An 18,835-nucleotide genomic window follows, 5' to 3' on the forward strand; every position below is an offset into this window, starting at 1 on the left:
ACTATGGAAACACAAGATATAATGGTAGCCACAGGTTTTTCGGAGCTTGTAAACCAATTAACCCCACACAATGGTCAGATTAATCTGCCGCTTGGTAAACTTACCGACAACTTTGATGCATTCTTAAAGAATGTCTATTTCAAAGAAGGGAGTGTCATTGCCATTGACCAAGTAAGTATAGAAACCAACGAACAACTACAGTTGGTCACTATTACAGGTGTATCAAGTTTTATGAACGTGCCGAGTATGCCCTTAACAGCTTCTTTTGCAGTAGATGCTGAGGGTGAGATAAGGGCTGTATTGAAATATATGCTCATTGATGCCAGCAAAACATCTGGCTTCTGGAAGTTTAGCGATTCGTTTAAAACGTTGCCTGCTTTTGGTGATGCGTCAGCAGCATCAGGGTCTTTGCTTGACGATCTGAAGTTTAAAGAGGCCTCTTTTGTAGTAGCTTCTCACGCTGGGTATGACACCTCCCTGGGGCTCGACTTGGATGCTGGGATAAACTTTGGTGGTATAATGAAGCCACCAGCGCAACTGGGCATTTTAAAGAATAGTTTGGGCGAAACAGATGCCCTGACGGTGTCCGGTTTTATCAATGTGCCCTCCGACGAAAAATATATGTATAACCCTGCGCTCGAACGAAATGTAGCCAGTAGGAGAGGGTTTCCCTGGCTCACGGGCAATAAGTTGCCAGGAATTCACTTGCATGTTGATCTGGGCATAGATATGACAATGGGAGGGGTAAAGCTCACAAACAGTATTTATCAAATATATACACCCTTAAAACTAGGATGGCAAAATCTGGACAAGAGCTATCAGCCAATTGCTGCATATACAGCCACACTTGATCTGCCCAAAGCTGACATTACCCTAGACATTGTAGGAGAAATAAGTGATGAAACCATTGCTGTAGAAGCTTTATGTGAGGGAGTGTCGGTAGGCAATCTTGCTGACCTTGCCGATATTTCGGGAGGTGACAATAGTTTGAGCGATACGTTGCCTGATATAATGACCAAACCCCTCAATGCCTTAAAAAAACTGGAGTTGACCAACTTGGGCTTCTCGTTTAGTTATGGCAACAGTGGTTTTAGTATTGGCTACCTTGCAGTGCAAGTGGCGATGGAAAACCTTAATTGGCAAATATGGGACGACCATATTGTGGTAAACGAGCTTGGATGTCGTTTTGCGATCAACAACCCGTTTAACAACCCTCAATTTGAGACTGGCTTTTGGGGTAAAACTGAAATAGAAGGGGTAGAGATTGACCTCGAAGCCAATAGCCGTGATGCTTACCTTATTTCTATGCGGTTGGGCGAAGCGCAAACGCTGCCTATAAGAAGCTTAATGAAAAAGTTTGCCCCTGAAATACCTGCTTTGCCCAATATGGTAGTAAACGACCTGGTGTTGATGGTGTCTATTGGAAATTTTATTTCGTTTTCGGGTGGTTTGATGGAAAAACCAGATAGTTGGTCGCTAGACCTGGGACCACAAAACCTTACGTTTTCTAATATTCGTTTTGACCTGAAAATACCTAAAGCAGGCAAAATAGGAGGGAGTTTTAGAGGGGAAGTAGGCATTGGTAAAAATATACGTCTGAAGGGTTTTTATGCCATTCCGGGGGACTTTAAAATAAAAGCTGAGTGTGATGAGCTAAATTTTAAAGAGTTGGTAGGCAAACTATCTAAGGAAAAACTATCGTTGCCCAGTGGCTTTGATATGACTTTCTACAACTCTTCTGTTTTGCTTAAGAAAGACAGTGGAGGAATGGCTTTTCAAATGGGCACCCGCTACGAAGATGATGCTTACTTTGCGCTCGAGATAAAAAAAGTAGAGGGGAAGTGGGGAGTTGCTGGAGGACTTTCTTTGTTAGATGCTCAACCATCTAAATTACCTGGGATGAGTTTTCTTGAACCCTTTGAGAAAGTGGTAGACTTACAAGACTTTACCTTGGTGCTGGCGAGCTATAGCGATGCCGCTTTTAAGTTTCCTGGAATGGAGCAGTTTGCTAACCCTGCGCTTACCTCGTCTAACATTCCAATGCCTGCTCAGGCAGGAGGTTTGGTGGCTGGGCTGAACGTATACGCCAAGTGGAAGATAGATACTAAAAAGAAGGAAATGAAGCTACTCAAGCAAGTTTTAGGGCTTGACCCTGAACTGGGGGTAACGCTTCAGGTAGGCAAAAATCCTTCTAAAGACACCCGTTTGTTTGTGAGTTATACTACCGAGCTTATGAGCAAGCATCCGTTTCAGGCAAAGTTTGGTTTCGCCATGAATAACGGCACCCCTGAGCTATTCCTTGCTGGAATGTTGCAAATGAAAATTCAGGGTGAAATGTGCCAGTTTGATGTGGCAATGAGCTTAGTAAAGGGAGGTTTCTTCTTCTCTGGAAGCATGAAAGGCACCCTTCAGTTTGGCGATTTGCAGTTGAGCAACCTTGCCTTGGCTTTAGGGTTCAACTGGGGTGGTATTCCAAGTTTGGGCATTGCGGGTACCATCAACTTACCCGACTTTACCAGTTCTATTGCTGTATTGTTCGACTCCACCGACCCTTCTAAGAGTTTGTTGGCGGGTGCCATCAGCGATTTGTCTTTGGGAGATATTGCCGAAACCATTGCTCAGACTGACATCCCGGACGATATAGAAGGCATTTTGGATGGTATAGAGGTAAAAGGCAACCGCCCTTTTGATATTCCTCTAACCGAGGCTGATAACTTTGATGACCAGGATTTGACGGCCATATCGGCAGCTTTCCAATCCTATGGTACAGTGTCGGTACCCTCTACCGAAACCTCTGCTTTGTTTGTGGTAAATAAACCAGGCAAGTCGTGGAGCCTGACCGATATGCCTAATAATATGCGCCACTATCAAATAGAAAAAGTGGGCAAAAACCTGCGTGTGTCATTGAACCCACAAATTTATCTGGCACCAGCTGGCGCACAAATGGGTACGCTGGTGTTTCCACAGGGCTATTTTATGAGCGGTACATTGTCAGTGTTAGGCTTAGAGTGGAGCACCCAAATAGACATACGCACCAACAAAGGGGTGGCTGCCCAGTCTTACCTCAACAAGCCGCTGGTGATTTATAATAAAAATTTCTTTGAACTGTCAGACGTAGAAGGAAAGTCGGGACCTTTCTTTTCGGTGTCTACTTTCTTTCAAAACGAACTCAAAAACCCGGAACTGCGCCCCCCTCATTTGTACTTTAGTGGACGCTTATTTTTACTGGGACTAGAGTCTGAAAGCTTTGTGAAAGCCACCAAAAATGGTTTTGCTTTTGCCTTAAGTCGTACTGTTGACATCAAAATACCAGGCAAGGCGTTTTCTGGTAAAGTGTTTATGGAATCGCTCATCAATGGGCACTTTGAGTCGGTGAAAAACTTTGGCGCAGGTGGAGAGTTTACCCTTAAATTTGAAGGTAAAATAGACCTTGCCAAGTTAGGGTTTCTGGGAGATGTGGTAGACGATATGGGGAAGATTAAAATAGACCTGAACGTAGACGCTGACCTGGAACTGGGCTACGACGGCAAAAAAGCTTTTGTAAACTTTAGTGGAGGTTTTAAACTGCAAGACATCAAACACAACTTTAAGCTAGAGCTGAAAGCTACCAATGCCGATATGAAAAAGGCAGGCGAATGGGTTTTTGATGAGATCAAGCAGATTGTAACCGATTTGTTTGATACTGCCGAAGAGTGGATGAATGCTATAGGCGATGGCTTTGTTGAAGTAGGAAAAGGTGCCGAGCAAGTGGCAAAAGTCTTGGGTAAAGGTTATAAGAAAAGCGTAGAAGAAGCTGCCGAATTGATGCACGAAGCAGGTGAGAACTTCGAAGAAATGGGGAGAGCTTTTAAGAAAGTGTATGGCACTACAGCCAAGACTTTTGCGCCTATTATGAAAGACTTGGGGGCTGGAGCAAATGAAATAGCTAAAGACCTGAAAAATGCTTTCAAAACTGGTACCAAAGACGTGGCTAAGATACTGGACGAAGTAGGAGAGTCGCCCGAAGCAGTAGCTGGTGCGTTGAAGTCTGCCTACAAACAATCGGCTAAACAAGCGGCACAAACCCTGAAGTCTATTGGCAAAGATGCCACCACTATTGCCAAAGGGTTGAAATCTGCCTACAAGCAGTCGGCCAAACAAGTAGCACAAACTCTCGACTCGGTAGGCGTTGATGCCGGAGCAGTGGGCAAAGCCTTGCGTTATGCCTATAAGCAATCGGCCAAAGACGTCGCAAAAACAATGAAAGACATTGGCAAAGGAGGCGAGGCTATAGGCAAAGCCTTGCAAACTGGATTCCGCTACAGTGGTAAAACAGCCGCCAATATGATGAAAAGTATAGGCGTAAGCAGCAGCGAAATAGGCAAAGCGTTGAAAAACACCTTTAAAATGTCGACAAAAGACTTTACCAATACCTTTAAAAGTATAGGTAAGGGTGCCAATGATATAGGGAATGCATTGAAAAACACCTATAAGCAAAGCGCTGAGCAAACCCTACGTTTATTGAACGGAGCAGGTATTAGCAACCACGACATGAGTAATATGTTGAAAGGAGTATACAAGCTCAGCGCTGAAAATACCGCAAAAACCTTTAAGAAGATCGGTAAGAGCGCCAACGAAATTGCCAATGTAATGAAGTCGAGCTATAAGCAATCGGCCAAAGACATGGCAAAAGTGTTGGACAAAGTAGGTGTAGGAGTAGATGAGGTGGGAGGTGCGTTGAAAAACGTATATGGACAATCTGCTGAACAAGCCGCTGGTACGCTTAAAGATATAGGTAAAAGTGCTAAGGATGTGGGTAAGGTATTGAAAAATGCTTATAAGCTAAGTACCAAAGATACCAGTAAATACCTTAAAAAGTCATTTAAATTGGGCAAAAGTGGGCTCAAAGATGCTTTGAAAGGTGCTGGATATGCCAGTAAGGAAGTAGACAAAGTGGTGAAAAAGCTTTGGAAGAGCCTTAAATTTTGGTAGAAGTAAACAAGGTAAAAGGCGTATGCTCTTTGCGAGAATACGCCTTTTTTATTTAAAATAGGTTTAAACCAGTCAATAACATTTGGCTACTCTTCAATTTTGTCACTTTTTTGCCCGTATTTTACAATACCCACAAAGAAAACCCCACCAATGGCATTGCCCACAATCGAGCATATCTCAAAAGAGAGATAATCAGCGAAAGTGATTTTTGGACTGACCAACATGCCCGAAAAAACCTCTATAGAGCCCACTATAGAGTGGTGCAAACCTCCAATACCAATGGTGGCGGTGACCAAAATTACAACAATGATTTGACTGCTGGAGTCACTCACCGAAGCCAATAGCCACGACAATAGCCCCATCAACCATCCAGCAAAGATGGCACTCACCAAGATAATGTTCCATGAGTAGTGGATGAGGTGCTCGGCAAGGTAAGCAAAGGCTTCAGGCTTGATGATGTCCATTGCCGTGGTAAAATCTACCAATAACAATGAAAACAAAAAACCACCTGTAAGGTTGCCCGTAAGAATAATGCCCCAAAGTACCAATAAACTTTTGAGGTTAGAGCTGCCATTAAGCACAGGTAAAATAGCCATAGTAGTATGTTCAGTAAATAACTCTGATCTGCCTATGACTACAAAAATGAATCCTATGGGGTAGGCAAAAGCCAGGATTATGTGCAGGGTGGCGCTACTCAGTTCACCGTGAAACAATGAGTATAAAGCGCCTATTAGAAACACACTAAAGCCCACTTCTAAACCCGCAGAAAAAGCAGAAACGAGCAACCTGAAGTTCGATCTGCGATACTCATGAATAGCAGTATTGATTTGTTGATCGAGTATTTCGTCTACTTGTTTGGGGTGATTATAACCTTTTTTCAAGAGCTTTGAAGTTTTATTGATGAAACTTAATAAAAACAGTGTAGATCATGTGATGATACGAATATTTTGCCCCGTTTTGAAAACAAAAATAGGGTATTTTGCAAATTCACGCATAATTCACGTAAAGTAAAAGCTAAGATGGTAGATATTTGTTTAACCCAAGATTTATTTGTGTATGAATGTTTCAAAAAATCAATTAAAAAAATAACTGAAGATGTAGTTATTGGCAGAAACGGCTTTGTTTTGTCAGTTTAAAAATGTGGTAGATAGTTTTGGTGGCGTTCATCAACAGTATTTTGAAAAAAAGAACAAACATAATGATTAAGTTAGAACAAGCAAAAACCAGGGAAGACTTTGAGACAATAGAGCAAATAGCACACATAGTAATGCCTGAAGCATACAAGCAAATAGTGAAGCCTAACCACCTCAGGTCGTTCTTGTATAGTTACCAAACAGTTGAAGCCATTACAAGGCAAATAAATGAAGAAAATTATACCTATTATTTATTGTCTTTTCAGGGAAAAGTAGGTGGTTACCTGGGCATTCAGTTTCACGCTGAACATATTCACTTAAGTAAGATATATGTGCTTAAAGAATTTAGAGGTAAAAAATTGGCCAAAACAGCGTTGGGGTTTATAGACCAAATCGCCAGAGAAAAAGGGGTGAATTTTATAGATTTGTTTGTACATATAAAAAACACAGGTAGCATTGAGGTATACAAAAAATTAGGCTATGCTATTGTAGAAACGCTCGATAACGACTATGGTGATGGATATATAGAAAAAGAGTACAAAATGGTGAAAACACTTGCATAATGCGGTCGGTCTGTTTTACACCAAAAAGAAACTGAGGTTCAAAATAAATGCAATCATGATTGAGTTAAAGCAAGCAAAAACTACTGCGGACTATCAAGTCATAGAGCAGTTGGCCAAGGAGATTATGCCCGAAGTATATCAGGGCATTGTGCCACCAGCCCATGTAGATTTTTTTCTGGATACTTTTCAAACAGCTCACACCATTGCCAGGCAAATTAATGAAGCACATTACCAGTACTATTTGTTATGGCTCAATGGTCAAGTCACCGGATACTTGGGTATACAATTGTTGGATGATCGTATTCACCTAAGTAAAGTATATGTTTTGAAGAAGTTTAGAGGTAAAAAACTAGGCAAGGCAGCTTTAGAGTTTGTGGATAAAGTTGCTCAGGAAAAAGGGGCAAACCTAGTAGACTTGTTTGTAAATATAGGCAATAAAGATACAATTAATTTTTATAAAAAAGCGGGGTATACCATTAGCGATACTGTTACTCATCAATATGATAACGGCCACTCAGAGACGGATCATAAAATGGAGAAGGTGTACAAGTAACACTTTTTTCAACTGTTTAAATAGGTAAAGCAAACAACTTGTTCAATCTGTCATTTTATGAACACTAGTTCAATGAGATCAAAAAAATACTACGGTAAGCTAATAAAGTATTGTAGAGTGGTTATTTGTACGTTAAAGAGCGTCTTTTTTATGTGAAAATATTACAAAGCGTTCTTTTAGTCAGCAATTTGACTCATCTTTACATACTTAAACCTTTTGAGACATTTACAATGGAAATCACACGATCGAAGGAACAAGACCAAGTATTATCATTTGAAGATACTTCTGTTGCGTTTGCTCATAAGTCAAACAAAGAACTACGTAAGATGTACTGGCTATTTGCTATGATGAACCGTCGCTTGATGGTTAAAACCGGTACTGGATTTGTAAAATGGGCATTCAAGTTCCGTTTGCCTGTAGTAAAATGGGCGGTCAAAAATACCGTATTTGCCCACTTTTGTGGAGGGCAAAGCATCGAAGACTCTCAAAAAACCATTGACACCCTTGCCAGATTTAATATAGGCACAATACTGGACTATTCGGTAGAAGGAGAAAAAACCGAGGAAAGTTTTGAGCAAACTGCCCGTGAAACCATCCTTACTATAGAAAAAGCTGCTCAGCAACCCGAAAAAATTCCCTTTTGTGTATTTAAGGTCACTGGATTAGCTTCTTTTGACTTATTGGCAAAAGTACAAGCAAATGATCAGCTTTCTGAAACTGAACAACAAGCCTGGCAACGTGCCCAGCAAAGAATAGATAATGTTTGCCAACAGGCTTACGAAAAAAAGGTGCGTATTTTTATAGATGGTGAAGAAACCTGGATTCAAGACACTATAGACCAGCTCGCTTATACTATGATGCAAAAGTATAATCGTGATATGCCCATTATATACAATACTTACCAAATGTATCGGGTGGCATCGTTGGCTAACTTAAAGCAAGCCTACAAAGACGCAGAGCAAAACAACTATTGGCTGGGAGCCAAGCTTGTGCGGGGGGCTTATATGGAAAAAGAGCGTGCCCGTGCCGAAGAAAAAGGTTACTCTGACCCTATTCAACCCAATAAAGCTGCTTCAGACAAGGATTTTGATGCTGGTATTACTTTTTGTGTAGAAAAACGTCACCAGATTGCCTTGTGTGCAGGTACACACAATGAGCAAAGTAGTTTGCTGCTTACTCAACTAATGGATCAATATGGTGTGGCGAAAGACGATCCTAATACTTACTTCTCTCAATTGTTTGGTATGAGCGATCATATCTCTTTTAACCTTGCCAAGGCTGGTTACAATGTGGCTAAATATGTGCCTTATGGCCCCATAGCATCTGTAATGCCTTACTTGATTCGTCGTGCAGACGAAAATACTTCAGTAGCCGGGCAAAGTAGCCGGGAGTTTATGCTAATTCAAGCAGAACGAAAAAGGCGTAAAGCAAAATAAGCAATAGTGTTTGAGCCTGGTTAATAACAAATTACTTGTTGTCAACCAGGCTTTTTGCATGTGAGTGATTGAAAAATAAAAAAATAGAATCTTGTCCGGTTAAGCTTAATTTTACCTGCCAAAATAGTAACTTTGCCTATCTGCCAGGCCCAACATTGTCTGAAAGCCTTTTCTCTTTTTATCAATAGTAAAGTATCTCTCGAAATTGCATAAAAAAGAGTTAAAAAGTAGTTCACTACCCATATTTATAATAGTTTCGTACGATATGTGTTATTATATAAAATAAGGAGTAATGGATTGAAGCACCGATCAAGCCCCTACAAACAATGATGTCATTGACCAAATAACTTAACCGTGAGGGACATCCCCTAAAAATAATTTTGTATATATAAGTAACAATGAATAGAAAACATATAAAAACACCATTGTTTTATTTGCTATTGGCAATGGTATGTCTGAGCGCCTGTACAAAATCTACCCATCTTACTGTAATTCCTCATAATGCTACCTTTGTAGGCAAAGCCAATATGGTAAAAATTGGCTTGAAAATTCCTCGTCGTAAAGCTTTTATTAATGAAGTGTTAGGCGAATTGATGGGCAATGAAAGCAAAGACAACTTTGGAGAAATGAAAAATACAGGAATCAATTTTTTGACTCCTTATATATTTGGAGGCAAAACAGCCTTGAATAAAGGCTATTTTGCCATAGCATTGCCGCTAAATAACGCCAAAAAATTAGAAGAGTTTATTCTAAAAATGGATAAAACAGCGCGTATTCAGACCGAAAAAACTGTAAAGTATATGGAGCTGGGCAACGGCAATATCTTGGGTTGGGATACTAAGAACCTGTTATTTCTCACTTCAGTAAAACTGAAAGACAACCGAAACCTTAAAGAGGAACTATTTAGGTTACACAACTTGAGTGGGCGTAAAATGCTGCTCAGTGCCAATAAAAACTTCAAGGTTTTTCAAAAAACCAAGTCAGACATGGGGTTGTGGCTCAATATGGCTGAACTGAATAAAACCAAAACAATACAGTTAGTTACCAGCAAAGCAGACTTGACAGATAATTACAGTCATGTGTTTACCAATTATAAAAAAGGTAAAATAGAAATGGAGGTAAATTATTTTGCTGGAGACAGTACCCAACAGAGCTATAATAATTTATTTAAATCTGCCATTACAAGTAAACTTGTCAATAGTATTCCATTAGATAACCCTTTGTTTTTGGCAGCTACCAGCTTTAGTATGGAAGGGATCAAGCAATTGCTAAAAGATAAAAAACTATACGCAAGAGTAGATAAGAGTGTACGGTCGTTGGGAACCAACTTCCAGGAATTGACTAACATGCTAAACGGAGAGCTGGTGTTTGGTTTGAGCGATATACGTATGGTAGAACGCGAAAAAAAGATTATAGATGAATATACTAAGGAGGTTTTTATAGAAAAAGAAACCCGTCCAGTGGCTGATTTTGTAATAGCAGCAGGGGTAGAGAATGAAGCCGTGTATAAACGTTTGATGAAAACCTTTTTGCAAAGTGGTATGGTACAAAAAGATGGAGGACATTATACCTTTTACAAAGAATTGTTTATGATTGAAAAAAACAAAGTGCTGTATTTTACCAATAATGCTCGCCTAAGAACAGGTATATTGAACGATCAACGCATGCAAAATAGTGGAATTCTTCAATTTATGCAGGGCAAGAGTGGTGCTATTCAAACAAATGCACACTTTGCCAGCAAGCTTGGGCAGTCGGCTACTTTTATGAAAATACTCAGGGATCTTAAGTTTCCTGCCATCAATAATATCAGAATGTACTTTACCAACGAAGACAAAAAAACTATTCAGGGCAAATGCGTCATCAATTTTAAGAACAAAAGTGAGAACGCATTGGTGGTTTTGTTTAATGCATTTAAAAAAGACTTGCTAAAGAGTGCACGTAAAGGAAAATAAATGAAGCATACGAAGACTAAATCGAGTTGAAAATTTCTTAAAAATTAAAATAATACATATACTTGTAGACATCAAGTTTGCACTTTAAAATTTACAACACTATGAGAATCCTGAATGGCTCAAATAGTCTTCGTTATTTGCAAAACTCAACAAACACTTATCAATCAAAAAACCTACATTCACTCCTTGCAGCTGTCATGATGACTTTGGTGCTAAGCAGTTGTGGTAAACCCCCTAAAAACAACAAATTTATTCCCAAAGATGCCTCCGCAGTGGTTTGTATGAACCTTAAGAAGATGACAGCCAAAATGGTAAGCTTTACCGATTTGCTGGATAAAGATTCCAAGCGTATTCAAAACTCAGGATTAGATTTTAATAGTAAAGCGTATATTTTTGCAAAATGGAACCCTAAAAAAGGCAAAGAGAAAGAAAATTACGTGGGATTTACTTTCATGTTGCAAGATGAAAGCAAATTCGATTCTTTTTTGAGAAAATACCGCAAAGAAAAACCCCTCAAAATAAAGTCGTCAGAAGGTGTGAAATACACGATCATTGATGGAAAAGTAATTGTAGGGTGGGCAAACCGTGCTGTGATAACTTTGGCTGCCAATGCCCCAAAAGCCGAAAAAGTATGGGTAGATCAATTGCTCAAACTACGTGATCAGCCTGAAAGCGAATCGTTACTGGCAAACAACAAGTACTTTGAAGAAATAGAAAAGCAAGACTATGATGCAGCTGCCTGGCTCAACTGGGGCAATACCGTAGAGCAGCTTAAGAGAAACCCCACCCTCAAATTTTATTACAACTACCTTACTTTTGCCGGAGTCAACTTCAAAGAAAACTACATTATAGGCATTACCAAGTTTGAAAAAGGAAGAGCAGTGGCTGATATAAAGTGGCATATGACCGAAGCGCTCAGCCAATACAAAGGTTTATTCAAAAATGAAATAGATAATAAATTATTGTCGCATGTGCCCGCCAAAAAACCAATGGTTTTGCTTGGTTTAGGGTTACACATACAAGGGTTTAAAAGTATATTAGACAACTTTGGTTTAACCAAAAGAGTAAGCGCATTTTTGAGAAAAGAAACGGGGTTAGACGCCGATCAGTTGTTTGACATGCTAAGCGGTGACTTAATGGCTGCATTGATAGATATAAAAAAACAAGATATAACCGAGCAAACTGTAGACAAAGACGGTAACCTGGAATCGCGCACGATTGCCAAAACCAATTATAAGTTTTTGTTAGGAGCAGACATCAACAATGTAGAGTCGATGGACAAACTGTTGGGTAAGCTGGTGGCTGATAAGTATTTAGATAAAAAAGGTGATATATATACCTTTAAAATTGCTGACAATACCCATTACTTGTTTGTAAAAGATAAAATGTTGTTTGGCTCATTGACCAAAACCATCAAAGATGCAGTCATGGAAAACAAGGGGGCAAGGTTAGATAAAAACTTTGTAGACCTGGGGAGGAGCAGTGCCTTCTCGATGTATGCCGACTTGACCCCAAAAATTCTGAAAAAACTGCCTGAAGAAAACCTGGATTTGGTACCTTTTGGTTTAGGCCCTTCATTGAAAAAACTAGATACTCCAATAGAGTCTTTTTCTATTAAAACATCTCCTGCCAAAAAGAATATCTCACACACCAAGGTAATCATAGAGTTTACTAACAAAGACCAAAACTCTCTACGTTCATTAGTAGAAATGATTCGTAAAATGAACTTCTCTGAAGTACCAGGGTTTTTATCAGCACGATAGTTTTTGAAATCAATGATTGTAAAGAATTGCTACTCCTTACAATCATTGATTTTTTTGTGCAACCCTTTATCATATCATTACAATGAAAATCACTCTTGATCAAGTAGTGCCTGCCCCTTTGTCGGGGCTGCTGGATGGTAAGTCTGAAATTTGGGATACAACGGTAAGCTTCGAGCAAGGCAAACGCTACCAAGTGTATGCACCTTCGGGTAAAGGCAAATCAACTTTTATTCATATACTGTATGGCATTCGCCACGACTACACAGGGAGCGTGTCTATTGATGGGGTGCCTATTCCAAAAATTAAAGCCAAAGAGTGGGCGGCAATGCGACAGCAGGAGATGTCGCTGGTTTTTCAAGACCTGCGATTGTTTATGAACCTTACCGGGCGCGAAAATATCCAGGTAAAATCAGTGTTGTATAAAGAAGATGCTACCCAAGAAATAGAACGTATGGCAGCATTGTTAGGGGTGACTCATGTGCTCGATAAACAAGCAGCATTATTATCTTATGGTGAACGACAACGTGTAGCCATCATCCGGGCTTTGATCCAACCGTTTCAGTTTTTATTGTTAGACGAGCCCTTTAGCCACCTCGATGAAGAAAATATCAAAAAATCTTGTCAACTAATGGACGAAAAATGCTCACAAAACAATGCATCATTAGTCATGACTTCGCTTGGGTATCCTTATTTTTTAGCGTTTGACGAAAAACGCTTGTTGTAATGTATTTAAAGTGATAGAATGCTGTCCAAGACTTCATTCCACCCATTTACAATAACAAACTTATCTTTTTGAGTTTCTGCTTCAAAAGCGGCGCGTTCTGGTGCTGACGGCTGAAATAAATAAAGCCGATCTAAACTAGTCAGGTGTTTCAGTACACTGTAGCGGTCATCAATAAAAACCCGAATGTTGTTTTGTAAGGCAAGGGCATGTTTTTGGTGTCGTTCCTCACAAAACCAAATATTGCTTTGCGTGAAGCCTGTATCCTGAAAAAACCCGTAGTGTTGTAACCACTGTAAAGTACGCACCTGGGTTACTTGCCCACACTTTGATATAAGGTGCACATTTTCGGCTTTATAACTCATCACAATCTGTTTGATGGCCTCAAATGCTCCTGTAATTTGTGGAACTTTGAGATAATCAGGGCTGAAAAATTGGTCAGGAACATCAGTGTCACCACTAATAATTACCCTGCCTATGTCTATACCTATCATTTGACATTGGTTTAACCACCACTGCCCGACATAGCTGTGCGTCGGTTAATAGCATACACGGCAAACATGACCAGCTCTTGCATATCAAACCAGTCATCATCTGAGGTCAATAGCTCAACATTATACCCATAAGAGAGTTTACGCCAGTGCATACAACCTTTAAACGCCAGCACCGGCATTTTGGGGTTGGTGCAAATTAATTCGAAATATGGCTTGATTATACCCTTTTTTCTGAGAATAAACAAGGCATTGGGGTGGTATACATGAATGGTGGCAGTCATTTTCCAGTCAAAGGTAATCTTTCCTATTTCAAAGCCATTTTTGAGAATAAGATGTACACTTGACAAGGTACTCTTTTTTTTAATCACTAACTCATCTTGGGTGGCACAAGTAATCTGTGCTTTGCCCATTGCCCAACGGTTTTGTTTGAGCACAAAAGTTTGCTCACCACTTTGGGTGCATACATAACTACCTGCTGCCGAAATAGGAGTAAGTTTATACATAACGTATGATAAATTTGGTGGTAAGTGATCTGGAAAAAATAAGATGTTCCAATTCAAGAAAATATATTGTTCTCAGACGATTCAAAAAAAACGGTGCATAGCCAAAGCTATGAAACTTTTTTTTTGAGAAGAATGAGGGCAATAGATACACTTTAATGGCTCAAGTTATTTATGAAAGATCACTAAATGCTTGAACACTTGTAAACAATGAGTAGTTGAAAAAAGCATTTACTTACACTATTTTGACAAAATGTGTCTCATACATTGTCTTTACACCAGCTATTACTCAGAGTTACCCTCCATGTTCCAGATTTTTATACATTTGTTCTAAATCAAAAAAGCCCGAAGTAGCCTGATATGCCTTCATAAGGTTTGTAGTGTTACTATTATAAATTTCGGCAAGTGAAGCATATAGTTTTGCCCTAATTTTGATGTGACTGTCAAAAATACTTAAAATATTTACCTGAGGAATTACATATAATTGAGCCGATTCAGATTCAACAATGGCGTTGTATACCCGTTTGGTTTTATTAAGCAAAGCGTTGTTGCCTACCGATGCCGTAGGATGAATGTGGGCAAAAGTTTCAAACGAGTCGTTAACATCTATTTTGAGGGCTACCATGCCTGTTTTTATCAGATAAAGTGCCTGGCTTGGATCATTTCTAAAAAAAATCACCTCATTTTGCTGATAAGTGCGTAAGTATAAATGTGGCAAAAACTCTGACAACTCTTTCAAGGTAAGCTCAGAAAATAATTTATTTTTCAGCAAAAACTCGAATAACTCTAATTGCTCCTTTGTATAACTTTTACTAAATGGCTTAATCATAATGCATGTTTAAAAGAACCAGTGGCTCTATTTTCCGAATTTAAGAGTATGAACAAAACTGAATGCACAAAGTTCAGACAAGGAACAAGTATTGACACCATGATCCTTTAATTTTATTGGGTTGAGGTGGGCAACGACATTAATAATATTTCTTTTGTATCTTTGGTTAACTTGTAACGGTTGTCTAGTCTATAACCTACTACCCACACAATCTCCTGGTCTGATACTACCACCATTACTTTTTGTTTTAAGTTAATAGGAATTTTCTGATCAATTAAAAAATCACTCAGCTTTTTACGTTGATTCATCCCCAAGGGTTTAAACCAGTCTCCTTGCTGCCAAGGTCTTATTTTAAGCGGAAGCTTAAGCTTATCCCAATCCAAACAGGCAATACAAGGGTCTTTGGGCAGCTTAAAGTGAGTGGTAACAGTTTTACGCTCTAGCTGTAATTGCAGTGGTGTATACAATTGTTTTGCATTTTGTTGAAGTGAAGTCAAGAGCAGTTTTTCAGTAACTTCTTCAACCCTCGCCGGGGTAATCACTAATTTATTTCGATCTTTGACTAATACATAGGTTGGCGATAAAAACTGTTTGCCTGACTCTCCCGTAATTCCTGCCAAAATGTCTTGGGTTTGAATGTATGAAAAACCAAACTTTTTAAGAATGTGATAGAGTATAATTAACTTTTCGTCTATAGGTTCCAGTTTCTTTAAGTCTAAAAAAACAGTTTCTGTAGTACTGGTCATGAGCGTTGTTTCGATATGCTGCACCTCTGCTTCGAAAAAACGTTCGACAGCGCTTATCTTTTCTACCGATTGCTCAAGGGTTTTTTCCAAGTTGGGATTCATTGTTTTTAGTACTGGAATCACCTCATTGCGTAAACGATTGCGGTAGTACTTATTGTCTTGATTCGAGGCATCTTCGCACCATTTGAGCCCTTTTTCCTGGGCGTATGCTTCTATCTCTTCGCGTGAAGCAAATAACATAGGGCGGATGATATGCCCTTGTTTAACTTTGATTCCGTGTAGCCCGGCAATGCCTGTACCTCGCACCAAATTAAGCAATACTGTCTCTACCATATCATTTTGGTGGTGGGCAGTAGCCAGGTAATGATACCCCTCTTTTGTTCTTAATTGCTCAAACCAGGCATAACGTAAGTTACGGGCAATCATCTGAATTGAGCCTTTTTGGGCTTGAGCCAACGTATAGGTGTCAAATCGTGTGACAAAGCAAGGAATGCCATAGTGTTGGGCAAGTTGTTTTACAAATTCTTCATCCTCTTCAGAGGCAACTCCGCGTAATTGAAAATTACAATGGGCAATTGCCACCTGACCATGAGATTTTATTTGGGCAAACAGGTCAGTTAAAACAACAGAGTCTATACCACCACTTACGGCAAGCAAGATATTGTCCTGAGGGGTGAATATTTTTTTGTGTGTAATGTAAGTTATCAATTTATTAAACATTCCATATCCTTATATTTTTCCTTATTTTTGCAGCAATTTTAAAATTTTGGAGCTAAAGCAACACTCAACAAAAAGAAAGTGTCTATGTGATGCAGTCACAAGTATAGCAGTTAAATTTTTATTGATTAAAAAAACAAACAAGTATTGAAGACTCAAAGGTTTTTTGCATTAATTTTTTCTTCATTTTTCCTGTGTATGTTGAGCATTCAATTAGGGTGGACGCAAAACCCAAAGGTGACGCCGAAAAAAGTGCAACCAACCCCTGCTAAAAATGATACAACTAAAAAAAAGGGGAAAGGCAATACAAGTAGCACCACAGAAAAAGAAGAGCCATTGGAGATTATCAATGCCAAATGGCTGAAGGGAAAAACCGAAGGAGGGCAAGAGTTTCGGATTTTAAAAGATAAAGTAGTGATCAGACATAAGGGTAACACCCTCTATTGTGACTCTGCTATACAGAACATTACCAAAAATACAGTACAAGCCATAGGTAATGCCCGCATGTTGGGTTCAGACGGTACCACAGTTAACAGTAGAACAATGTTTTATGATGGGAACAAAAAAGTGGCAAACGCCAGTGGTAATGTAGTGTTGGTAGATAAGAAAGGTACTTTGACTACAGAAGTGCTCGATTATGATGTAGTGAGTCAGGTGGCGCATTATTACACAGGAGGCAAAATTGTAGATAGTGAAAATATACTAACCAGCAAAGAAGGTACTTATGATACCAATAGTAAGGTGGCGTTTTTTAAAAATGACGTACACTTGGTCAGTAAAAAAGATAAGCAGGAGATATTTTCAGACAATATTCAGTACAACATGGTTTCTAAAATGGCTTATTTTAGAGGCAAAACCAAGATTTTAAGTAAAGATGGGACTGTTTATGCCAACGAGGGAGAGTACAATACCAAAACAAAAGTCTCTCACTTTAGAACCAAAGGCAATGCAAGACCCAAAGCCGAAACTCAAGAGTATATATTACAGGGCGATTCATTGTTTTATGACAATACCAATCGTATAGGGTTTGCCAAAGGTAATGCGCGGCTTACGTCTAAAAAAGACAGCTTGATTATAGACGGAGACATTGGGCGTTTTTGGGGCAAAAAAGGAATTAGTAAGGTGTATGGTGCAGCTTTGATGAGAAGTATATCAAACAAAGATACCCTGTATTTAGTTGCAGATACACTGATCTCTATTCAAACCAAAAAAGAAAATAGCGAAGATAGTGTGAAAATACTGAAAGCGTATCATAACACTAAAATTTTTCGCAAAGAGCTGCAGGGCAAGTGCGACTCGTTAGTGTATAACTTTGGCGATTCGTCTATTTATATGTACAACGACCCAGTGCTATGGGATAGAAAAAGCCAACTGTCTGGTGACTCTATCAGAGTGTTGATGGCAAATAATAAAATCCATAGAATGTTGTTGAGAACCAATGCATTTGTTATTCAACAAGATACACTCAACAACTTTAACCAACTCAAAGGACGCAATATGAAGGCCTTCTTTGAAAAAAGTGAAATTAGGCGGGTAGATGTAAGGGGCAATGGAGAAAGCATTTTCTTTGCCCTGGAAGGCGACACATTGCTTACTGGAATGAATCGGGTAATATGCAGTGACATAGACATTAGATTTAAAGAAAAAAACAAAGTGAAAACCATCACTTTTAAAAGTAAACCAGACGGGAAGTTCATCCCACCCCACGAATTGGCTGAGCCAGATAAAAGACTCAAAGGGTTTTTGTGGAGGATAAACGAACGACCAAAAAAAATAGACATGCTCAGGCAAAGAGACAAAAAACTGTAGCAAGTTGTAAATTTTATTAAATTTAGTTAATTTGTTGAAACATTCAACAGAAAATTTGGTACATAAGAAGGAGTACCTAACAAAGTTTCGACAACCAAATTAACAGAGCAGCGATATGGAAAAAACTTTACGATTATTTTTATGTGTATTATTAACAATAGGTAGTAGCCAGTTATATGCATTAAGTAGTTTACATTTTATCAACTCTACGCAAAGTCAAAGCAAAAGTGATACAATCATAAAACCATACCCTGTAAAACTTAAGGCAAAAGTGCAGACAATGGTGCACAACAACCGATTTGTTGAGGTTAAACTAAACAAACAGATTCAAATAGCACAGGAAGGCAAACTGCTATTTGAAGACAAAAATATTTCAATACACGAGGCTTACCCAAGCCCTGCCGACTCTTTTACTATGGTAAAATACAAGGCAAGCGTAAATAACGCTAAAATATTATTGAAGAACGTATTAGGAAAAAACATTAAAGAATTTCACTTGCCGGCAACAAGTGATTATACTCAATTTAAAATACCTACCAATTATCTCCGTAACGGGGTATATTTTTATATCCTTTACATCGGTAAGAAAGCAATGAAAGGCAAAAGACTCACTATCAAACATTAAAATTGTTATTTTCTTGCTTATTA

At 39.0% G+C, this 18,835-nt stretch carries 14 protein-coding genes; 9 read left to right on the forward strand and 5 right to left on the reverse strand.

All coding sequences use genetic code 11. From position 1 onward, the window contains the following. Window positions 1-3: 3 nt before the first annotated feature. On the forward strand, window positions 4-4,971 hold the full coding sequence (locus M23134_RS19710) for a phage tail tape measure protein (protein WP_045113927.1): 4,968 nt from the start codon (window positions 4-6) through the stop codon (window positions 4,969-4,971). Window positions 4,972-5,057: 86 nt separating this feature from the next. Here M23134_RS19710 and M23134_RS19715 read toward each other — a convergent pair whose 3' ends face one another. Continuing rightward, a complete protein-coding gene (locus M23134_RS19715; protein WP_002699111.1) occupies window positions 5,058-5,852 on the reverse strand; it encodes a formate/nitrite transporter family protein in 795 nt (264 codons plus the stop codon). 317 nt (window positions 5,853-6,169) lie between these two features. Here M23134_RS19715 and M23134_RS19720 point away from each other — a divergent pair, with 317 nt between their 5' ends. The 6 genes from M23134_RS19720 (at window position 6,170) to M23134_RS19745 (ending at window position 13,095) form a co-directional block, all read left to right on the forward strand. Next, window positions 6,170-6,667, forward strand: a complete 498-nt coding sequence (locus M23134_RS19720; RefSeq protein ID WP_002699114.1) for a GNAT family N-acetyltransferase — start codon at window positions 6,170-6,172, stop codon at window positions 6,665-6,667. A gap of 55 nt (window positions 6,668-6,722) precedes the next feature. Then, entirely contained in the window at window positions 6,723-7,220 is a 498-nt protein-coding gene (locus M23134_RS19725) for a GNAT family N-acetyltransferase (RefSeq protein WP_002699115.1), read from the forward strand. A gap of 230 nt (window positions 7,221-7,450) precedes the next feature. Then, window positions 7,451-8,656 carry a proline dehydrogenase family protein gene (locus tag M23134_RS19730; RefSeq protein WP_002699116.1) on the forward strand — a complete coding sequence of 402 codons (1,206 nt, stop codon included), beginning with the start codon at window positions 7,451-7,453 and terminating at the stop codon, window positions 8,654-8,656. Window positions 8,657-9,054: 398 nt separating this feature from the next. Continuing rightward, complete coding sequence (locus M23134_RS19735; RefSeq protein ID WP_002699117.1) at window positions 9,055-10,608, forward strand: hypothetical protein; 1,554 nt, start codon at window positions 9,055-9,057, stop codon at window positions 10,606-10,608. A 101-nt stretch (window positions 10,609-10,709) separates the two neighbouring features. Next, the gene (locus M23134_RS19740) at window positions 10,710-12,371 is read left to right on the forward strand and encodes a DUF4836 family protein (protein WP_157558557.1); all 1,662 of its coding nucleotides are present in this window, start codon (window positions 10,710-10,712) and stop codon (window positions 12,369-12,371) included. A gap of 82 nt (window positions 12,372-12,453) precedes the next feature. Beyond that, window positions 12,454-13,095 carry an ATP-binding cassette domain-containing protein gene (locus M23134_RS19745; RefSeq protein WP_002699119.1) on the forward strand — a complete coding sequence of 214 codons (642 nt, stop codon included), beginning with the start codon at window positions 12,454-12,456 and terminating at the stop codon, window positions 13,093-13,095. 5 nt (window positions 13,096-13,100) lie between these two features. Here M23134_RS19745 and M23134_RS19750 read toward each other — a convergent pair whose 3' ends face one another. From M23134_RS19750 to tilS, 4 genes are all read right to left on the reverse strand, one after another. Beyond that, on the reverse strand, window positions 13,101-13,586 hold the full coding sequence (locus tag M23134_RS19750) for a hypothetical protein (RefSeq protein WP_002699120.1): 486 nt from the start codon (window positions 13,584-13,586) through the stop codon (window positions 13,101-13,103). Window positions 13,587-13,597: 11 nt separating this feature from the next. Further along, entirely contained in the window at window positions 13,598-14,089 is a 492-nt protein-coding gene (locus tag M23134_RS19755) for a hypothetical protein (RefSeq protein WP_002699121.1), read from the reverse strand. 292 nt (window positions 14,090-14,381) lie between these two features. Then, window positions 14,382-14,915, reverse strand: a complete 534-nt coding sequence (locus tag M23134_RS19760) for a cyclic nucleotide-binding domain-containing protein (protein ID WP_002699122.1) — start codon at window positions 14,913-14,915, stop codon at window positions 14,382-14,384. A 113-nt stretch (window positions 14,916-15,028) separates the two neighbouring features. Then, on the reverse strand, window positions 15,029-16,381 hold the full coding sequence (tilS, locus tag M23134_RS19765; RefSeq protein ID WP_002699124.1) for a tRNA lysidine(34) synthetase TilS: 1,353 nt from the start codon (window positions 16,379-16,381) through the stop codon (window positions 15,029-15,031). Window positions 16,382-16,576: 195 nt separating this feature from the next. On the opposite strand from tilS, the gene M23134_RS19770 reads away from it, so the two are divergent. Beyond that, window positions 16,577-18,187, forward strand: coding sequence for an OstA-like protein (locus tag M23134_RS19770; RefSeq protein WP_002699126.1), 1,611 nt, complete (start codon window positions 16,577-16,579; stop codon window positions 18,185-18,187). A gap of 115 nt (window positions 18,188-18,302) precedes the next feature. After that, entirely contained in the window at window positions 18,303-18,812 is a 510-nt protein-coding gene (locus tag M23134_RS19775) for a hypothetical protein (protein ID WP_002699128.1), read from the forward strand. Window positions 18,813-18,835: the final 23 nt, after the last annotated feature.

It is taken from the genome of Microscilla marina ATCC 23134 (assembly GCF_000169175.1).
GTDB classification, from domain to species: Bacteria; Bacteroidota; Bacteroidia; order Cytophagales; family Microscillaceae; genus Microscilla; species Microscilla marina.

Excerpts from the sequence above, each read along its gene's own strand:
- M23134_RS19710 (WP_045113927.1), top strand. The coding sequence starts at position 4 with ATGGAAACACAAGATATAATGGTAGCCACAGGTTTTTCGGAGCTTGTA.
- M23134_RS19720 (WP_002699114.1), top strand. The coding sequence starts at position 6,170 with ATGATTAAGTTAGAACAAGCAAAAACCAGGGAAGACTTTGAGACAATA.
- M23134_RS19725 (WP_002699115.1), top strand. The coding sequence starts at position 6,723 with ATGATTGAGTTAAAGCAAGCAAAAACTACTGCGGACTATCAAGTCATA.
- M23134_RS19730 (WP_002699116.1), top strand. The coding sequence starts at position 7,451 with ATGGAAATCACACGATCGAAGGAACAAGACCAAGTATTATCATTTGAA.
- M23134_RS19735 (WP_002699117.1), top strand. The coding sequence starts at position 9,055 with ATGAATAGAAAACATATAAAAACACCATTGTTTTATTTGCTATTGGCA.
- M23134_RS19740 (WP_157558557.1), top strand. The coding sequence starts at position 10,710 with ATGAGAATCCTGAATGGCTCAAATAGTCTTCGTTATTTGCAAAACTCA.
- M23134_RS19745 (WP_002699119.1), top strand. The coding sequence starts at position 12,454 with ATGAAAATCACTCTTGATCAAGTAGTGCCTGCCCCTTTGTCGGGGCTG.
- M23134_RS19750 (WP_002699120.1), bottom strand. The coding sequence starts at position 13,586 with ATGATAGGTATAGACATAGGCAGGGTAATTATTAGTGGTGACACTGAT.
- M23134_RS19755 (WP_002699121.1), bottom strand. The coding sequence starts at position 14,089 with ATGTATAAACTTACTCCTATTTCGGCAGCAGGTAGTTATGTATGCACC.
- M23134_RS19760 (WP_002699122.1), bottom strand. The coding sequence starts at position 14,915 with ATGATTAAGCCATTTAGTAAAAGTTATACAAAGGAGCAATTAGAGTTA.
- tilS (WP_002699124.1), bottom strand. The coding sequence starts at position 16,381 with ATGTTTAATAAATTGATAACTTACATTACACACAAAAAAATATTCACC.
- M23134_RS19770 (WP_002699126.1), top strand. The coding sequence starts at position 16,577 with ATGTTGAGCATTCAATTAGGGTGGACGCAAAACCCAAAGGTGACGCCG.
- M23134_RS19775 (WP_002699128.1), top strand. The coding sequence starts at position 18,303 with ATGGAAAAAACTTTACGATTATTTTTATGTGTATTATTAACAATAGGT.